Annotated in this window: 15 protein-coding genes; all 15 read right to left on the bottom strand. The window is 70.1% G+C overall.

The annotated features are described in order from the left end of the window. Window positions 1-12: 12 nt before the first annotated feature. Window positions 13-2,586 carry a RelA/SpoT family protein gene (locus tag ACFV8T_RS11840; RefSeq protein ID WP_385326678.1) on the bottom strand — a complete coding sequence of 858 codons (2,574 nt, stop codon included), beginning with the start codon at window positions 2,584-2,586 and terminating at the stop codon, window positions 13-15. 168 nt (window positions 2,587-2,754) lie between these two features. Further along, on the bottom strand, window positions 2,755-3,306 hold the full coding sequence (locus ACFV8T_RS11835) for an adenine phosphoribosyltransferase (RefSeq protein ID WP_385326676.1): 552 nt from the start codon (window positions 3,304-3,306) through the stop codon (window positions 2,755-2,757). After that, complete coding sequence (gene secF, locus ACFV8T_RS11830) at window positions 3,303-4,406, bottom strand: protein translocase subunit SecF (RefSeq protein ID WP_385326675.1); 1,104 nt, start codon at window positions 4,404-4,406, stop codon at window positions 3,303-3,305. The genes ACFV8T_RS11835 and secF overlap by 4 nt, the downstream gene beginning before the upstream one ends. A 1-nt stretch (window position 4,407) precedes the next feature. Then, entirely contained in the window at window positions 4,408-6,147 is a 1,740-nt protein-coding gene (gene secD / locus ACFV8T_RS11825; protein ID WP_385326674.1) for a protein translocase subunit SecD, read from the bottom strand. Window positions 6,148-6,292: 145 nt separating this feature from the next. After that, complete coding sequence (gene yajC / locus ACFV8T_RS11820; protein WP_384755518.1) at window positions 6,293-6,772, bottom strand: preprotein translocase subunit YajC; 480 nt, start codon at window positions 6,770-6,772, stop codon at window positions 6,293-6,295. Between the two features lie 165 nt (window positions 6,773-6,937). Beyond that, window positions 6,938-8,011, bottom strand: a complete 1,074-nt coding sequence (ruvB, locus tag ACFV8T_RS11815; protein ID WP_385326673.1) for a Holliday junction branch migration DNA helicase RuvB — start codon at window positions 8,009-8,011, stop codon at window positions 6,938-6,940. An 84-nt stretch (window positions 8,012-8,095) separates the two neighbouring features. Then, window positions 8,096-8,722 (bottom strand): Holliday junction branch migration protein RuvA, encoded by a 627-nt coding sequence (gene ruvA / locus ACFV8T_RS11810; RefSeq protein WP_266421907.1) that lies wholly within the window; start codon window positions 8,720-8,722, stop codon window positions 8,096-8,098. Further along, window positions 8,719-9,291, bottom strand: coding sequence for a crossover junction endodeoxyribonuclease RuvC (gene ruvC, locus ACFV8T_RS11805; RefSeq protein WP_385326672.1), 573 nt, complete (start codon window positions 9,289-9,291; stop codon window positions 8,719-8,721). Before ruvC ends, ruvA begins: the two co-directional genes overlap by 4 nt. A 124-nt stretch (window positions 9,292-9,415) precedes the next feature. After that, window positions 9,416-10,168, bottom strand: a complete 753-nt coding sequence (locus tag ACFV8T_RS11800) for a YebC/PmpR family DNA-binding transcriptional regulator (protein ID WP_072484508.1) — start codon at window positions 10,166-10,168, stop codon at window positions 9,416-9,418. A 61-nt stretch (window positions 10,169-10,229) separates the two neighbouring features. Further along, window positions 10,230-10,823 (bottom strand): pyridoxal 5'-phosphate synthase glutaminase subunit PdxT, encoded by a 594-nt coding sequence (pdxT, locus tag ACFV8T_RS11795; protein ID WP_266421899.1) that lies wholly within the window; start codon window positions 10,821-10,823, stop codon window positions 10,230-10,232. 6 nt (window positions 10,824-10,829) lie between these two features. Then, a complete protein-coding gene (pdxS, locus tag ACFV8T_RS11790) occupies window positions 10,830-11,750 on the bottom strand; it encodes a pyridoxal 5'-phosphate synthase lyase subunit PdxS (protein ID WP_266421896.1) in 921 nt (306 codons plus the stop codon). A gap of 169 nt (window positions 11,751-11,919) precedes the next feature. Beyond that, window positions 11,920-12,465 (bottom strand): hypothetical protein, encoded by a 546-nt coding sequence (locus tag ACFV8T_RS11785; protein WP_385326670.1) that lies wholly within the window; start codon window positions 12,463-12,465, stop codon window positions 11,920-11,922. Window positions 12,466-12,526: 61 nt separating this feature from the next. After that, complete coding sequence (locus tag ACFV8T_RS11780; protein WP_385326668.1) at window positions 12,527-13,735, bottom strand: glycosyltransferase family 4 protein; 1,209 nt, start codon at window positions 13,733-13,735, stop codon at window positions 12,527-12,529. Continuing rightward, complete coding sequence (locus ACFV8T_RS11775) at window positions 13,732-14,667, bottom strand: phosphatidylinositol mannoside acyltransferase (RefSeq protein ID WP_385326667.1); 936 nt, start codon at window positions 14,665-14,667, stop codon at window positions 13,732-13,734. The genes ACFV8T_RS11780 and ACFV8T_RS11775 overlap by 4 nt, the downstream gene beginning before the upstream one ends. After that, window positions 14,664-15,338 carry a phosphatidylinositol phosphate synthase gene (gene pgsA / locus ACFV8T_RS11770; RefSeq protein WP_385326666.1) on the bottom strand — a complete coding sequence of 225 codons (675 nt, stop codon included), beginning with the start codon at window positions 15,336-15,338 and terminating at the stop codon, window positions 14,664-14,666. Before pgsA ends, ACFV8T_RS11775 begins: the two co-directional genes overlap by 4 nt. Window positions 15,339-15,487 lie beyond the last annotated feature (149 nt).

Here is a 15,487-nt window from a genome sequence, read left to right as displayed (position 1 = left end):
CGTGTTACGCCGTTACGGCCTGCGGGCCGAGGTCACCCGGTAGACGTCGTAGACGCCCTCCACGCCCCGGACCGCCTTCAGTACGTGGCCGAGGTGCTTCGGGTCGCCCATCTCGAAGGTGAAGCGTGAGGTGGCCACCCGGTCCCGGGAGGTCTGGACGGCCGCCGACAGGATGTTGACGTGCTGGTCGGACAGGACGCGGGTGACGTCCGAGAGCAGCCGGGACCGGTCGAGGGCCTCGACCTGGATGGCGACCAGGAAGACCGAGGACTGGGTCGGCGCCCACTCGACCTCCAGGATCCGTTCCGGCTGCTGCGAGAGCGAGTCGACGTTGACGCAGTCGGCGCGGTGCACGGAGACGCCGCTGCCACGGGTGACGAAGCCGATGATCGGGTCGCCGGGGACGGGCGTGCAACAGCGGGCCAGTTTGACCCAGACGTCCTCGACGCCCTTGACGACCACACCCGGATCGGCGTTGGAGCGGCGCTTGTTGCGGCTGCGCGAGGGCGGTGAGCTCTCCGCGATGTCCTCGTTGGCCTCGTCCTCGCCGCCGAGCGCCTGGACCAGCTTCTGCACGACTCCGGCGGCCGCGACATGTCCCTCGCCGATCGCCGCGTACAGCGACGAGATGTCGGGGTAGCGCATCTCGTGGGCGAGGGTGACCAGGGAGTCGCCGGTCAGGATGCGCTGGATCGGCAGGTTCTGCTTGCGCATGGCCCGCGCGATGGCGTCCTTGCCCTGCTCGATCGCCTCGTCGCGGCGCTCCTTGGAGAACCAGGCGCGGATCTTGTTGCGGGCGCGGGGCGACTTGACGAAACCCAGCCAGTCCCGGGAGGGGCCGGCGCCGGCCGCCTTGGAGGTGAAGACCTCCACCAGATCGCCGTTGTCGAGCGTCGATTCGAGCGGTACGAGCCGCCCGTTGACCCGTGCTCCTATGGTCCGGTGGCCGACCTCCGTATGCACCGCGTACGCGAAGTCGACCGGGGTCGCGCCCGCGGGCAGCGCTATGACGTCGCCCTTGGGCGTGAAGACGAAGACCTCGTTGCGGGAGAGGTCGAAGCGCAGCGACTCCAGGAACTCGCTGGGGTCCTCGGTCTCCTTCTGCCAGTCCAGGAGCTGGCGCAGCCACGCCATGTCGTTGACGGTGTCCTGGCCGCGGCCGGTGTTCTTGGGGACGTCGGTACGCACCTTGGAGGCACCCGCGACGGCCTCCTGCTTGTACTTCCAGTGCGCGGCGATGCCGTACTCGGCGCGGCGGTGCATGTCGAAGGTGCGGATCTGCAGCTCGACGGGCTTGCCGCTGGGACCGATCACCGTGGTGTGCAGCGACTGATACATGTTGAACTTGGGCATCGCGATGTAGTCCTTGAACCGGCCGGGGACCGGATTCCATCGCGCGTGGACGGTACCGAGCGCCGCGTAGCAGTCGCGCACGGTGTCGACGAGGACCCTGATGCCCACCAGGTCGTAGATCTCGGCGAAGTCCCGGCCCCGCACGATCATCTTCTGGTAGACGCTGTAGTAGTGCTTCGGCCGGCCCGTGACGGTGGCCTTGATCCGGGCGGCGCGCAGGTCGGCCTGGACCTCGTCGGTCACTATGGCGAGGTATTCGTCGCGCTTGGGGGCCCGCTCGGCGACCAGACGCACGATCTCGTCGTACATCTTGGGGTAGAGGATCGCGAAGGCGAGGTCCTCCAGCTCCCACTTGATGGTGTTCATGCCCAGGCGGTGTGCCAGCGGGGCGTAGATCTCAAGGGTCTCGCGGGCCTTCTTCTCCTGCTTCTCCCGCTTGAGGTAGCGCATGGTGCGCATGTTGTGCAGCCGGTCGGCGAGCTTGATGACGAGGACCCGGGGGTCCTTGGCCATGGCGACGACCATCTTGCGTACGGTCTCGGCCTGGGCGGCCTCGCCGAACTTGACCTTGTCCAGCTTGGTGACGCCGTCGACGAGCAGGGCGACCTGGTCGCCGAAGTCGCGGCGCAGGGTGTCCAGGCCGTACTCGGTGTCCTCGACCGTGTCGTGCAGCAGTCCGGCCATCAGCGTGGCCGGGTCCATGCCCAGCTCGGCGAGGATCGTCGTGACGGCGAGCGGATGCGTGATGTACGGGTCGCCGCTCTTGCGCTTCTGGCCGCGGTGCCAGCGCTCGGCGACCTGGTAGGCGCGCTCGATCTGGCGCAGCGTGGCCGTCTCGATCTTGGGGTCGTTGCCGCGGACGATGCGCAGCAGCGGTTCGAGCACCGGGTTGTACGGGCTGGAGCGCTGCACGCCGAGCCGGGCCAGCCTGGCCCTCACCCGGTTGGACGAGCCGCCGGAGCGGGTCGTGGGGGCGGCCGACGGCACCGGCCTGGCCGCGGGCTTCGCGGGAGGCTTCGGGGCGGACGCGGCCGGGGAGGCGGGTGCGGCCGGCTGTGCGGGTGAAGCGGGCGCGGCCCCGGGCGCCGGAGCACTCGCCCGGTCCGGGCCCTTGCCGGGCTCGGGGGCCGGGGGCTTCGGCTTGTCCGCGGGCTGCGTCTTCCCGGGCGTGGCTGGGGCCGCCGCGGGCTTGTCGGGCTGCGGGGCGGCGACTGGCTGGGCCTCGTCTGGCAAGAGCGCTCCTCGTGCGGATCCGGGTACCCGGAGAGGCCATCGTATCGACCCTGCGGCCGGTCCTCCCCCGGGGACCGTGAGACTCCTGACAACGCGGAACGGGCACCCGCTTGTTCCCGGGTGCCCGTCCTGCTCGCATATGCCGTTGCCACATACGGTCGGTACTGCTCAGACCGTGATCAGAACCTCCAGCGGAGCGCCTCGCAGCCCCTGCTCCAGTCGGGCCCGTCCGGGCAGGAAGCCGAGCTCCATGAGGACCGCGACGCCCGCGACCTCGGCACCGGCCCGCCGGATCAGCTCCAGCGAGGCCTCGGCGGTGCCACCGGTCGCGAGGATGTCGTCGATGACCATGATCCGGTCGTCGGTGGACAGGTCCTCCGCGTGGATCTCGATCTCGGCGGTGCCGTACTCCAGCTCGTAGGCCTGGCTGAGCGTGGCTCCGGGCAGCTTCCCCGCCTTGCGGACGGGTACGAAGCCGAGACCGGCCCGGACCGCGACCGGGGCGGCCAGGATGAAGCCGCGCGCCTCGAGGCCGACGATTTTCGTGGCGCCGTGCTGTACGCACAGCTCCGCGAGGGATTCGGTGAGGGCTGCGAACGCGAGCGGGTCCGCGAGCAGCGGGGTGATGTCCTTGAACAGCACGCCCGGCTTCGGGTAGTCCTTGACGTCGCGGATCCGGCTGAGCAGGAGCTCGCGGGTGCCCTCGGTGGTGCTGGTCATCGACGATTCCCCGGGGTCCGGCCGTGGCCCTTGGGGGGCTGCTGGCGCTGGCCGACGACCGCGGCGGCGGGTGCGGCGTCCTGCGGGTGGTCGCCGTCCGACTGCTCGTCCTCGGCGGACTCGCCCTTGGCGGCGGCAGCCGCGCGCTTGGCGAGGATCCGCTTCTTCAGAGCCTGCATCTGCGGGTCGCGTTCCTTGAGGTCGGCGACGAGCGGCGTGGCGATGAAGATCGAGGAGTACGCACCGGCGGCGAGGCCGACGAAGAGCGCCAGGGAGATGTCGTTCAGCATGCCGGCGCCGAGGACGCCGCCACCGATGAACAGCAGACCGGCGACCGGCAGCAGGGCCACCACGGTGGTGTTGATGGAGCGGACCAGCGTGCCGTTGATGGAGCGGTTGGCGATTTCGCTGTACGTCCACCGGGTCTGCTTGGTGATCTCCTGCGTGCCCTCCTTGAGGCTGTCGAAGACGACGACCGTGTCGTAGAGGGAGTAACCGAGGATGGTCAGCAGACCGATCACGGTGCCCGGGGTGACCTCGAAGCCGACCAGGGCGTAGACACCGACCGTGATGGTGATGTCGTGGATCAGCGCGACGAGGGCCGCGATGGCCATGCGCCATTCGAAGGCGATGGCCAGGTAGATCACCACGAGGACCATGAAGATACCGAGGCCGGTCCAGGCCTTGTTGGCGATCTGCTCACCCCAGCTGGGGCCGACCAGGTCTGCGGCGATCTTCTCCGCGGGAACGTCGAGGTCCTTGGAGAGCGTGTTCTTGATCTCGTCGGACTTCGCGGTGTCGACCTCGGTGATCTGGATGCGCAGACCACCGTTGCCGAGCTTCTGGACAATCGCCTGGTGGCCGGAGGCCTCCGTGGCCAGGTCCTCCGCCTTGGCGACGGTGACGCTGGTCTTCGGAGTGGTGAAGACCGCGCCGCCCTTGAACTCGATGCCCATGTTCAGGCCGCTGACCGCCAGGCCGACGATGGCCGTGATGGTGATCAGGATCGAGATCCCGTACCAGATCTTGCGCTTGCCGATGAAGTCGTAGCCGACCTCGCCTCGGTAGAGACGGGCGCCGAGAGTGCCGAGTCGCGACATCTCACGCCTCCTTCGGGTCAGTGGGGGCGTTGACACGGCGCGAGCGGCGCAGCGGCGGCTTGGCGCCGAGCCGCTTCGGGTCCAGGCCGGACCACGGGTGACCGCTGGCGAAGAACTTCGTACGGGCCATCAGCGTCATGACCGGCTTGGTGAAGAGGAACACCACGACCACGTCGAGCAGGGTGGTGAGACCCAGCGTGAACGCGAAGCCCTGGACCTTGCCGACGGTGACCACGAAGAGCACCGCGGCGGCGAGGAACGACACGAAGTCGGAAACCAGGATGGTGCGCCGGGCGCGCGGCCAGGCCCGCTCGACGGCCGGGCGGAGCGTGCGGCCCTCGCGGATCTCGTCGCGGACGCGTTCGAAGTACACGATGAAGGAGTCCGCGGTGATACCGATGGCCACGATGGCGCCGCAGACCGCCGGGAGGTTCAGCGCGAAGCCGATGGCCGGGCCGAGCAGCGACATGAGCGTGTAGGTCAGGATGCCGGAGACCAGGAGGCTCAGGAGCGCGATGACCGCGAGGCCCCGGTAGTAGGCCACCAGGTAGATGACCACCAGGGCCAGACCGATGGCACCGGCGATCAGACCGGCCTTGAGCTGCTCACCGCCGAGCGCGGCGGTGACCGTGGTGACGCTCTGCTCCTTGAACGAGAGCGGGAGCGCACCGTAGGAGAGCACGTTGGCCAGGTCGTCGGCGGACTGCTGGGTGAAGCTGCCGGAGATCTCTGCGTTGGCACTCAGTGCCGTGCGCACTGAGGGCGCCGAGACGACTTCACCATCGAGCGCGATCGCGAACTGATTCTGCGGCGGCTGCTGCTGAGCGAGCTGGCCCGTGATCTTCTGGAACTTCTTGGCGCCGCTCTTGGTGAACTCCATCTGAACGATCCACTGACCGCTTGTCTGGTCGATCCCCGCCTTGGCGCTGTCCACGTCCGTGCCGGACACCTGGGCCGGGCCCAGGACGTACTTCGCGTCCCCCTCGGAGCTGCACGCGACGACCATGTCGGTGGGCTTGGCCCCCCGTGCGGCCTCGGCGCGGGACGCCTTGCTGGAGCAGTCCAGCGCCGCGAACTGCTTCTGCAGCTTGGCCGCGGCGGCCTCGTCGGCGGCGGACGCGGACGGCGTGGCGTCGGCCTTCGGCGTGGTGCTCGCCTTGGGCGTCGGCGTGGAGTCGGCCTTGAGGGCGCCGGTGACCGCACGGCCCTGGGTGGTGGCGCTCGCGTTCGGCGTCGCCGACGTCTTGCCCTTGTCGGCGGTGGGGGCGCTGGGGCTGCCGGACGGGGTGGGCTTGCCGGACGACGAGGCGCTGGGCTCCGGGGTGGGCGTGCCCTGGGCGACGGTCAGCACCGGCCGGAAGTAGAGCTTGGCCGTGGTACCGACCTGCTCCCGGGCCTGGGCCGAGTTCGTGCCCTTGGGGATGTTGACGATGATGTTGCTCTTGCCCTGCGTCTGGACCTCGGCCTCGGAGACGCCAAGACCATTGACACGGCGTTCCATGATCTGGACCGCCGTGTCCATGTTGGTCTTGTTGATCGCCGATTCCTGGCCCGGCTCGCTCTTCGCCTCAAGCGTGATCGAGGTGCCGCCCGCCAGGTCGATACCGAGCCGTGGGGTCGGCTGATCGGCCAGGAACATCCCGCCGGTGAGCGCGACCATGGCGATCAGGATCAGAGCCAGGGAACGCCCCGGCCTGCCCTGACCGCCTGCCGGCGCTCGCCTCTTCTTCGGTGCTGCCACCTTCTCGTTTCTCCCTGTCCAACCGCCCCGCGCCGGGTACGCGCCCGAGCGGCCACGAAGTGTAGTGGGGACCCGTCCCCGCAGAAGACCGCACGGTCCCGGGAATGCCGGATGCCGGTGGGCTCACGGCATCCCCGGGCGTGGGTTACTTCGCGTCGGCCTCGCCGTCGTCCTTGCCCTCGGACTTCTTGCCGGACTCGTCGTCCTTCGGCTCGGCGTCCTCGGCCTTCTTGCCGAGGTCGATCCGGGCGTCGTCCGAGGCGTCCTTGTCGGCGTCGTCCTCGGTCAGCGAGGAGGCGTCGTCGGGGACGACGGTGCCGTCGAGGTCGAGGCCGCTCTCGTCGTCGCCGTGGACGATGCGGTTGTACTCCGCGTCGTCGAGGACGGCGCCGATGGCGTTCTTGGCGTAGATGGCGTGGACGCCGGGCGCGATCTCAAGGAGAACCGTGTCGTCGTGCAACTCCTTGACGGTGGCGTACATGCCCCCGATCGTCCGGACGCCGGTGCCGGGCTGCATCTCGTTGCGCATCTGGGCGGCGGCCGCCTGCTTCTTCTTGGCGGACCGCGTCATCAGGAACATGGCCCCGATGAGCACGATGAAGGGGAGGAGAGTCACGGGATTCACGGGACGAGTTTCCTTCGCACGACCGCGCTCGAAGGCGGCCTGTATCTACGGGGGTGGGTACACCGACCTTTAAGGGCGGCATCGGCGGAGTCTAAGCGAGTCCGCATCGATGGAACAACGCCCAACGCCGCCCTGTGGTTCCTGCTCCGGTCAAGCTGTGACAGATCACGCCCCGAACAGGCCCTGTTGTCCCTTTCCGCCTTGCTGTGGAGGTACGAGCCCCAGATGGGCCCAGGCCGCGGGCGTCGCGACCCGTCCCCGCGGCGTCCTGGCCAGCAGACCCTCCCGTACCAGGAAGGGCTCCGCGACCTCCTCGACGGTCTCGCGCTCCTCCCCCACGGCGACCGCCAGGGTGGACAGCCCGACGGGCCCGCCGCCGAAGAGCTTGAGCAGGGCGCCGAGCACCGCGCGGTCGAGCCGGTCGAGACCGCGGGCATCGACCTCGTAGACCCCGAGGGCGGTGGCGGCGACCGGGCGGTCGATCCGTCCGTCGGCCTTGACCTGGGCGTAGTCCCGGACGCGGCGCAGCAGCCGGTTGGCGATCCGGGGGGTGCCGCGGGAGCGGCCGGCGATCTCGGCGGCGCCGTCCGCGTCTATCTCCACGTCGAGGAGGCGGGCGGAGCGGTGGATGACGCGTTCCAGCTCGGTGGGTGCGTAGAACTCCATGTGGCCGGTGAAGCCGAAGCGGTCGCGCAGCGGCGGCGGCAGCAGTCCGGCCCTGGTGGTGGCGCCGACCAGGGTGAAGGGCGGCAGTTCCAGCGGGATGGCGGTGGCGCCGGGGCCCTTGCCGACGATGACGTCGACCCGGAAGTCCTCCATCGCCATGTAGAGCATTTCCTCGGCCGGCCGCGACATGCGGTGGATCTCGTCGAGGAACAGGACTTCACCCTCCTGGAGGGAGGAGAGGATCGCGGCAAGATCACCCGCGTGCTGGATGGCGGGGCCGGAGGTGATCCGGATCGGCGCGCCCATCTCGGCCGCGATGATCATGGAGAGGGTGGTCTTGCCGAGGCCGGGGGCGCCGGAGAGCAGGACGTGGTCGGCGGTGGCGCCGCGGGCCCGAGCCGCCTTGAGGACCAGGTCGAGCTGTTCGCGCACCTTCTCCTGGCCGACGAATTCATCGAGATCCTTCGGCCGGAGCGCCGCTTCGACCGCGGTGTCCTCGCCGTCCGCGTCGGCCTGGACGAGGCGCTCGTCGAGCCGCTCGTCGGTGTCGGGTCCGGTCTCGTCCCAGTTCATTCAGTCTGTCCCGCCTCGGGTGTTTCGGTGCCGTGCGGTGCCCGGCCCGGCGTCGGGGTGTTCCCCGGGGGTGTCGCGCTCCGGTCAGCGCGCGCGGTTGAGGGTCTGCAGTGCGGCACGCAGCAACTGCGGCACGGGGGCCTGCCCGCCCTCGGCGAGGGCTGCCTCGGCCTGGGGGGCGACGGCGGTGACCGCTTCGTCGGCCTCGCGGGTGGCGTAGCCGAGGCCGATCAGGGCGGCCTGCAGCTGATCGCGCCAGGACGAGGTGACGGCGGTGCCGATGCCCTGCCGGCCGATGTGGGCGCCGACGGGCTCGCCGAGTCTGTCCTTCAGTTCGAGGAGGAGTTTCTGTGCGCCCTTCTTGCCGATGCCGGAAACGGCGGTGAGCGCCTTCTCGTCGCCGGTGGCGACCGCGGTGCGCAGGGCGTCCGGGCTGTGGGTGGCGAGCATCGCCTGGGCGAGCCGGGGCCCGACTCCGCTGGCGGTCTGGAGCAGCTCGAAGACCTGCCGCTCGTCGTCGTCGGCGAAGCCGTAGAGGGTGAGCGAGTCCTCCCGTACGACGAGGGAGGTGGCGAGCCTGGCCTCCTTGCCGATCCGGAGGCCGGCGAGGGTGTTCGGCGTGCACTGGACGGCCATACCGATGCCGCCGACCTCGATCACGGCCGTGGTCGGGGCGAGTGCGGCCACGGGGCCGCTGACGAAGGCGATCATCGGGGGACCTTCCGGACGGGGACTGCGGGTGTACGGGGAACGCGCCCGGCGCGGGCCGCGGCAGCTGCCGCGTGTGCCTGCTGGAGGCGGTTGACGGCGGGGGCGCGCCATATGTGACAGATGGCGAGGGCGAGGGCGTCGGCGGCGTCGGCCGGCTTCGGCGGGGCGTCGAGCCGCAGCAGCCGGGTGACCATCGCGCCGACCTGTGCCTTGTCCGCACGGCCGGTGCCGGTGACGGCCGCCTTGACCTCGCTGGGGGTGTGCAGGGCGACGGGAATGCCGCGGCGCGACGCGCAGAGCATGGCGACGGCGCTGGCCTGGGCGGTGCCCATGACCGTACGGACGTTGTGCTGGCTGAACACCCGCTCCACGGCGACGAATTCGGGCCGGTGCTCGTCGAGCCATTCCTCGATGCCGCGCTCGATGGCGACCAGCCGGTGACCGAGCTCCGCGTCGGGCGGGGTGCGGACGACGCCCACACCGAGCATCGTCAGGGGGCGGCCGGCGACGCCTTCGACGACGCCGACACCGCACCGGGTCAGCCCCGGGTCCACACCCAGTACCCGCATGGGACGCCCCCTCCGTACCGATCGGTCAACTGTTCCCGCAGGCTATCGGCTCGCACTGACAATGCGACGGGCCGACGGGGTGTGTCCCCGTCGGCCCGTCCATGAAGGCTGCGCTGGGCGCGGCTCAGGCGTCGACCTTCTCCATGACCTCGTCCGAGACATCGAAGTTGGCGAAGACGTTCTGCACGTCGTCACTGTCCTCCAGCGCGTCGATCAGCTTGAAGATCTTGCGCGCGCCTTCCTCGTCCAGCTCGACCTGCATGGTGGGCAGGAAGTTGGCCTCGGCGGAGTCGTAGTCGATACCGGCCTCCTGGAGCGCGGTGCGGACCGCGACCATGTCGGTGGCCTCGCTGACGACCTCGTACGTGTCACCGAGGTCGTTCACTTCCTCGGCACCCGCGTCGAGCACGGCACCCAGGACGTCGTCCTCGGTCAGCTCGCCCTTGGGGACGATGACGACGCCCTTGCGGTTGAAGAGGTACGAGACCGAACCCGGGTCGGCCATCGAACCCCCGTTGCGGGTCATCGCGACACGCACGTCGGAGGCGGCACGGTTGCGGTTGTCGGTGAGGCACTCGATGAGCACCGCGACACCGTTCGGGCCGTAACCCTCGTACATGATCGTCTGGTAGTCGACGCCGCCCGCTTCGAGACCGCCGCCGCGCTTGACCGCGGAGTCGATGTTCTTGTTCGGTACGGAGCTCTTCTTCGCCTTCTGGATCGCATCCACGAGGGTCGGGTTTCCCTCGGGGTCCACACCTCCGGTGCGGGCCGCGACCTCGATGTTCTTGATCAGCTTCGCGAAGAGCTTGCCGCGCTTGGCGTCAATCACGGCCTTCTTGTGCTTCGTCGTAGCCCATTTAGAGTGGCCGGACATCTGCCTTCTCCTTCGCGTCACCAAAAACGATTCGAACCCGAGAGATCCTACCGGGATCGAGTCAGCCGACTGCGCGCACCATGTCCACGAACAGCGCGTGAACGCGATGGTCTCCGGTCAATTCCGGGTGGAACGACGTAGCCAGGGCGTTTCCCTGACGTACGGCGACGATGTGGCCGCCGTGCTCCGCCACGACCTTGGCCTGCGCGCCGACCGACTCCACCCAGGGGGCGCGGATGAACACGCCCTCCACGGGGCCGCTCTCGATGCCGGCGACCTCGACGGCCGCCTCGAAGGACTCGTTCTGCCGCCCGAAGGCATTGCGGCGCACGATCATGTCGATCCCGCCGACCGTCTCCTGGCCCGAGCGCGGGTCGAGGATCTTGTCGGCGAGCAGAATCATTCCGGCGCAGGTGCCGTAGACGGGCATTCCGTCCCGTACCCGCTCGCGCAGCGGTTCCAGCATGCCGAAGAGAGAAGCCAGCTTGGACATCGTGGTGGACTCGCCACCGGGGATGACCAGGCCGTCGACCTCGGCAAGTTCCTCGGGACGCCGGACCGGCCTGGCCAGGGCATCAGCCGAGGCCAGGGCGATCAGGTGTTCCCGTACGTCGCCCTGGAGGGCCAGGACTCCGATCACAGGGGTGTCGCTCATCAGTGATTACCAGCCACGGTTGGCGTAGCGCTCGGCCTCGGGCAGGGTGTCGCAGTTGATGCCGACCATGGCCTCGCCCAGGTTCCGGGAAGCGTCCGCGATGATCTTCGGGTCGTCGTAGAAGGTGGTGGCCTTCACGATCGCGGCGGCGCGCTTGGCCGGGTCGCCGGACTTGAAGATTCCGGAGCCGACGAAGACGCCCTCGGCGCCGAGCTGGCGCATCAGCGCGGCGTCGGCGGGGGTGGCGACACCGCCCGCGGAGAACAGCACGACGGGCAGCTTGCCGAGCTCCGCGACCTCCTTGACCAGCTCGTACGGGGCGCGGAGCTCCTTGGCGGCGGCGTACAGCTCGTTGTTGTCGTAGCCGCGCAGGCGGGCGATCTCGTTCTTGATCTGGCGCAGGTGGCGGACCGCCTCGACGACGTTCCCGGTGCCGGCCTCGCCCTTCGAGCGGATCATGGCCGCACCCTCGGCGATCCGGCGCAGCGCCTCGCCCAGGTTGGTGGCACCGCAGACGAACGGGGTGGTGAAGGCGAACTTGTCGCTGTGGTTGACCTCGTCGGCCGGGGTGAGGACCTCGGACTCGTCGATGTAGTCGACTCCGAGGGACTGGAGGACCTGGGCCTCGACGAAGTGGCCGATACGCGACTTCGCCATCACCGGGATGGAGACGGCCTCGATGATCTCCTCGATCATGTTCGGGTCCGACATCCGGGCCACGCCGCCGTCCTTGCGGATGTCGGCCGGCACCCGCTCCAGGGCCATGACGGCCACGGCGCCCGCGTCCTCGGCGATCTTCGCCTGTTCGGCGTCGACGACGTCCATGATCACGCCGCCCTTGAGCTGCTCGGCCATGCCGCGCTTGACGCGCGCGGTGCCGGTGGCCGGGGAGTCGGCGGACTGCGGGGTGGTGGGAAGCGTGGACATGGATCGACCTCACTCGGAGAAAAAGTTGCTGAAAAGCACTGGTCGGTGCAGTGCTGAGCAAACTCTCCGGGAACAGTCCACTGCAAGGGCCAATGGAAGGCCGGTGGATCGTTTTGCACGCGTACGGGACGAGATGTGGCCCCCGTCACGCGCGCCCGCGGCCGTCCGCTCAGCTGACGGGGCGGTCCGCCAGGGCCACCGGGGGCTCGTCGTCCATCTCGAAGGCCAGCGGGAACGGGGCGTGACCGGCCAGCCGGAACCACCGCACCTTGCGGTGCCGGCGCAGCGCGCGCGCCGCGCGCACCGCGTCGTTGTGGAACCGCCGGGCCATCGGGACGCGGCGCACAGCGGCGGCGAGCTCGGACGCCGCTTCCTCTCCGCCGGGGATCTCCTTCACGGCCTCCACCTGTGCCGTCTCGCCGAACACCGCCCGCAGGGCGGCACTCAGCTCGCTCTCCGCGACCTCGCGGTGCTCCTCCTCCGCCTGGCGGGCGGCGTGCGCGGCCTCGTACAGGACGATGGACGCGGCCGGGTCGAGGACACCGGACGTGGCCAGTTCCTGGGTGACCGACGCACGGCGCAGAAGTTGCGCGTCGAGCGCGGCCCGTGCGGCGTCGATGCGGGTGTGCAGCCGGTCCAGCCGTCCGGCAGTCCAGCTGAGGTACATGCCGGTCGCGACGACCGCGACAGCGATCCAGATGAGGGTTTCGATCACGGGCGGCAAGGCTACCGTCGAGGCGCCGACGGCGTGACGGTCCGGGCCCGCCCCCCGGCCCCTACTCCCGTGCCAGCCCGAACCGCGCGCGCAGGCCCGTGCGTTCGTCGGCCGCCACCGAGGCCGCGCCGTCCGTCACCGTCTCGTACACCGCGAGGATGTCCGCCCCGACCGTCGACCAGTCGAACCGCCGCACATGCGCGGCGCCCCGCTCGCGCAGCTCCGCACGCCGCTCCGGGTCGCCGAGCAGCCGGATCGCCGCCGCGGCCAGCGCGTCCGCGTCCTCGTTGGCGAAGAGTTCGCCCGCCGCGCCCTGGTCCAGCACCTGCGCGAAGGCGTCCAGATCGCTGGCGAGGACCGGGGCGCCGGCCGACATGGCCTCGACCAGGATGATCCCGAAGCTCTCGCCGCCCGTGTTGGGCGCGACATACACATCGACGCTGCGAAGCAGCCGCGCCTTGTCCTCGTCGCTCACCATGCCGAGGAACTCGACGCGTTCGCGCATCGCCCTGGGCAGCGAGGAGACGGCCTCCTCCTCGTCGCCCCGGCCGGCAACCAGCAGCCTGGCGTCCGGGCGGGCGGCGAGGATCGCGGGCAGCGCCCGCATCAGGACGGGCAGGCCCTTGCGGGGCTCGTCGATGCGCCCGATGAAGCCGATCGTCCCGCCCTCCGGTCCCCCACCACTGCCCTCGACCGTGCTTCGCGCCCCTCCCGATTGCCACTCGGCCCTGGGCTCGGCTGCGGCGAAGAAGCCGACGTCGACCCCGTTCGGGATGACGACCGCGTCGCCGCCCAGGTGCTCGACCAGGGTGCGGCGGGCGTACTCGCTCACCGCGATGCGCGCGCTGATCTTCTCCAGCGCCGGCTGGAGGATCGGGTACGCCGCGATCATGGCCCGGGAGCGCGGGTTGGACGTGTGGAACGTGGCGACGATCGGTCCCTGCGCGGCCCAGCAGGCGAGCAGCCCCAGCGAGGGCGAGGTCGGCTCGTGGATGTGGATGACGTCGAAGGTGCCGTCGTGCAGCCATCGGCGCACCCGGGCGGCCGAGAGGAAGCCGAAGTTCAGCCGGGCGACGGAACCGTTGTACGGGACGGGCACGGCACGGCCCGCCGACACCACGTACGGCGGCAGCGGTGTCTCGTCGTCGGCGGGCGCCAGCACCGACACCTGGTGGCCCAGCCGGATCAGGTGCTCGGCCAGGTCGCGGATGTGGAACTGCACACCGCCCGGTACGTCCCAGGAGTACGGGCAGACGATGCCGATCTTCACGTCCTGTCCTCCCGGGTCTCCAGATCGGCGAGCCAGAGCCGTTGCAGCATGTGCCAGTCCTCCGGATGGTCGGCGATCCCGACGGCGAAGGCATCGGCCAGCGCCTGTGTCATCGAGGACGTCTTCTCCGTGCGGCTGCCTGACTCGGGCGTCTCGACCGGCGGATGGATACGTGCCTTCATCACGGGCGTCTCGTCGTAGCCGAGCGTCACGGGCAGCAGCAGCGCCCCGGTCTGCTGCGCCAGCAGCGCGGGCCCGGCGGGCATCCGCGCGGTGTCGCCGAAGAATTCCACCTCGACACCGGAGGCGGACAGATCCCGGTCGGCGACCAGACAGATCAGCCCGCCCGCGCGCAGCCGCCGCGCCAGGGTGCCGAAGGCCGCGCCGCCGCTGTGCGGCAGGACCTCCATGCCGAGCCCCTCGCGGTAGGCCACGAACCGGTCGTACAGCGTCTCGGGCTTGAGCCGCTCGGCGACCGTGGTGAAGGGCACCTTGAGATCGGTGGTGACCCAGGCTCCCGCCAGGTCCCAGTTCCCCAGGTGCGGCAGGGCGAGGATGACACCGCGGCCGGTGTCGAGGCCGTCGGTCAGCCGGTGCGCGTCGGCCACCTCTATGGACGCCTTGATCCGCGCCGGGCTCCAGGTGGGCAGCCGGAACGACTCCATCCAGTAGCGCATGTACGAGCGCATCCCGGCCTTGGAGAGCTCGGCCAGCCGGGCCGGTGACGCCCCGGGTACGACCCGTGCCAGATTCGACTCCAGCCGCAGCACGCTCTTGCCGCGCCGCTTCCACGCCTGGTCGGCGATGGTGCGGAAGAGCGCTCGGGCGACCGGTTCGGGGAGCTTCTTGACGGCGGTCCAGCCGAGTCCGTACAGCCCGTCGGTCAGCCGGTCCCGCAGGCCGGTCCGCGCCTCCCCGGGGTCGTCGCTCACTGTGCGGTCCCGCTCCCCGGGCGGGCAGCGGCGGCCTCGGCCGCGTCGGCCTCCGCGGACTCGCGGCGCACGGTCACGACCCGCTGCACGAGGGTGATCAGGCTGCCCACGGCGACGATCCACAGCGCGATCGGCAGCAGGACCTGGATCCCGGGCACACCGAACTTGTGCAGGCCGGCCAATCCGGCCGCGACCAGCGAGATCACCAGGCGCTCGGCACGCTCCACGAGACCGTTGACCGCGACCGGCAACCCGATCGACTCGCCGCGCGCCTTCGTGTACGAGACCACCTGGCCGCTGGCCAGACAGAAGATCGCGACGGCGCAGAGCACGTTGTCGTCGCCCTTGCCCGCGTACCAGAGCGCGAACCCTCCGAAGATCGCCCCGTCGGCGACCCGGTCCAGGGTCGAGTCCAGGAACGCGCCCCAGCGGCTGGAGATACCGGCCTGCCGGGCCATGTTGCCGTCGACGAGGTCGGAGAAGACGAAGATCGTGATGACGATCGTGCCCCAGAAGAACTCCCCCATCGGGAAGAAGACCAGCGCACCTGCCATCACCCCGGCCGTACCGATCAGAGTGACCGCGTCAGGGCTCACGCCGAGACGGAGCAACAGCGCGGCGAACGGTGTGAGGACACGCGTAAAAAATGCACGCGCGTACTTGTTCAGCATGGCCTTCCCGAGGGTCGGTGGGCCGAGCGGCCCCATCGGCCACCGGCTGGCCCATCGTAGTCACGCCCGCCGGACTCCACCGTCCGGGCACCCGGCCTCGCGCGGCGGCGTGCCATGTATGGACGCGGCCTGGCCCGAGTGGAAAGCTC

It is taken from the genome of Streptomyces sp. NPDC059832 (assembly GCF_042731715.1).
Classification (GTDB): domain Bacteria; phylum Actinomycetota; class Actinomycetes; order Streptomycetales; family Streptomycetaceae; genus Streptomyces.
This window is presented reverse-complemented; position numbering and strand designations above follow the sequence as displayed.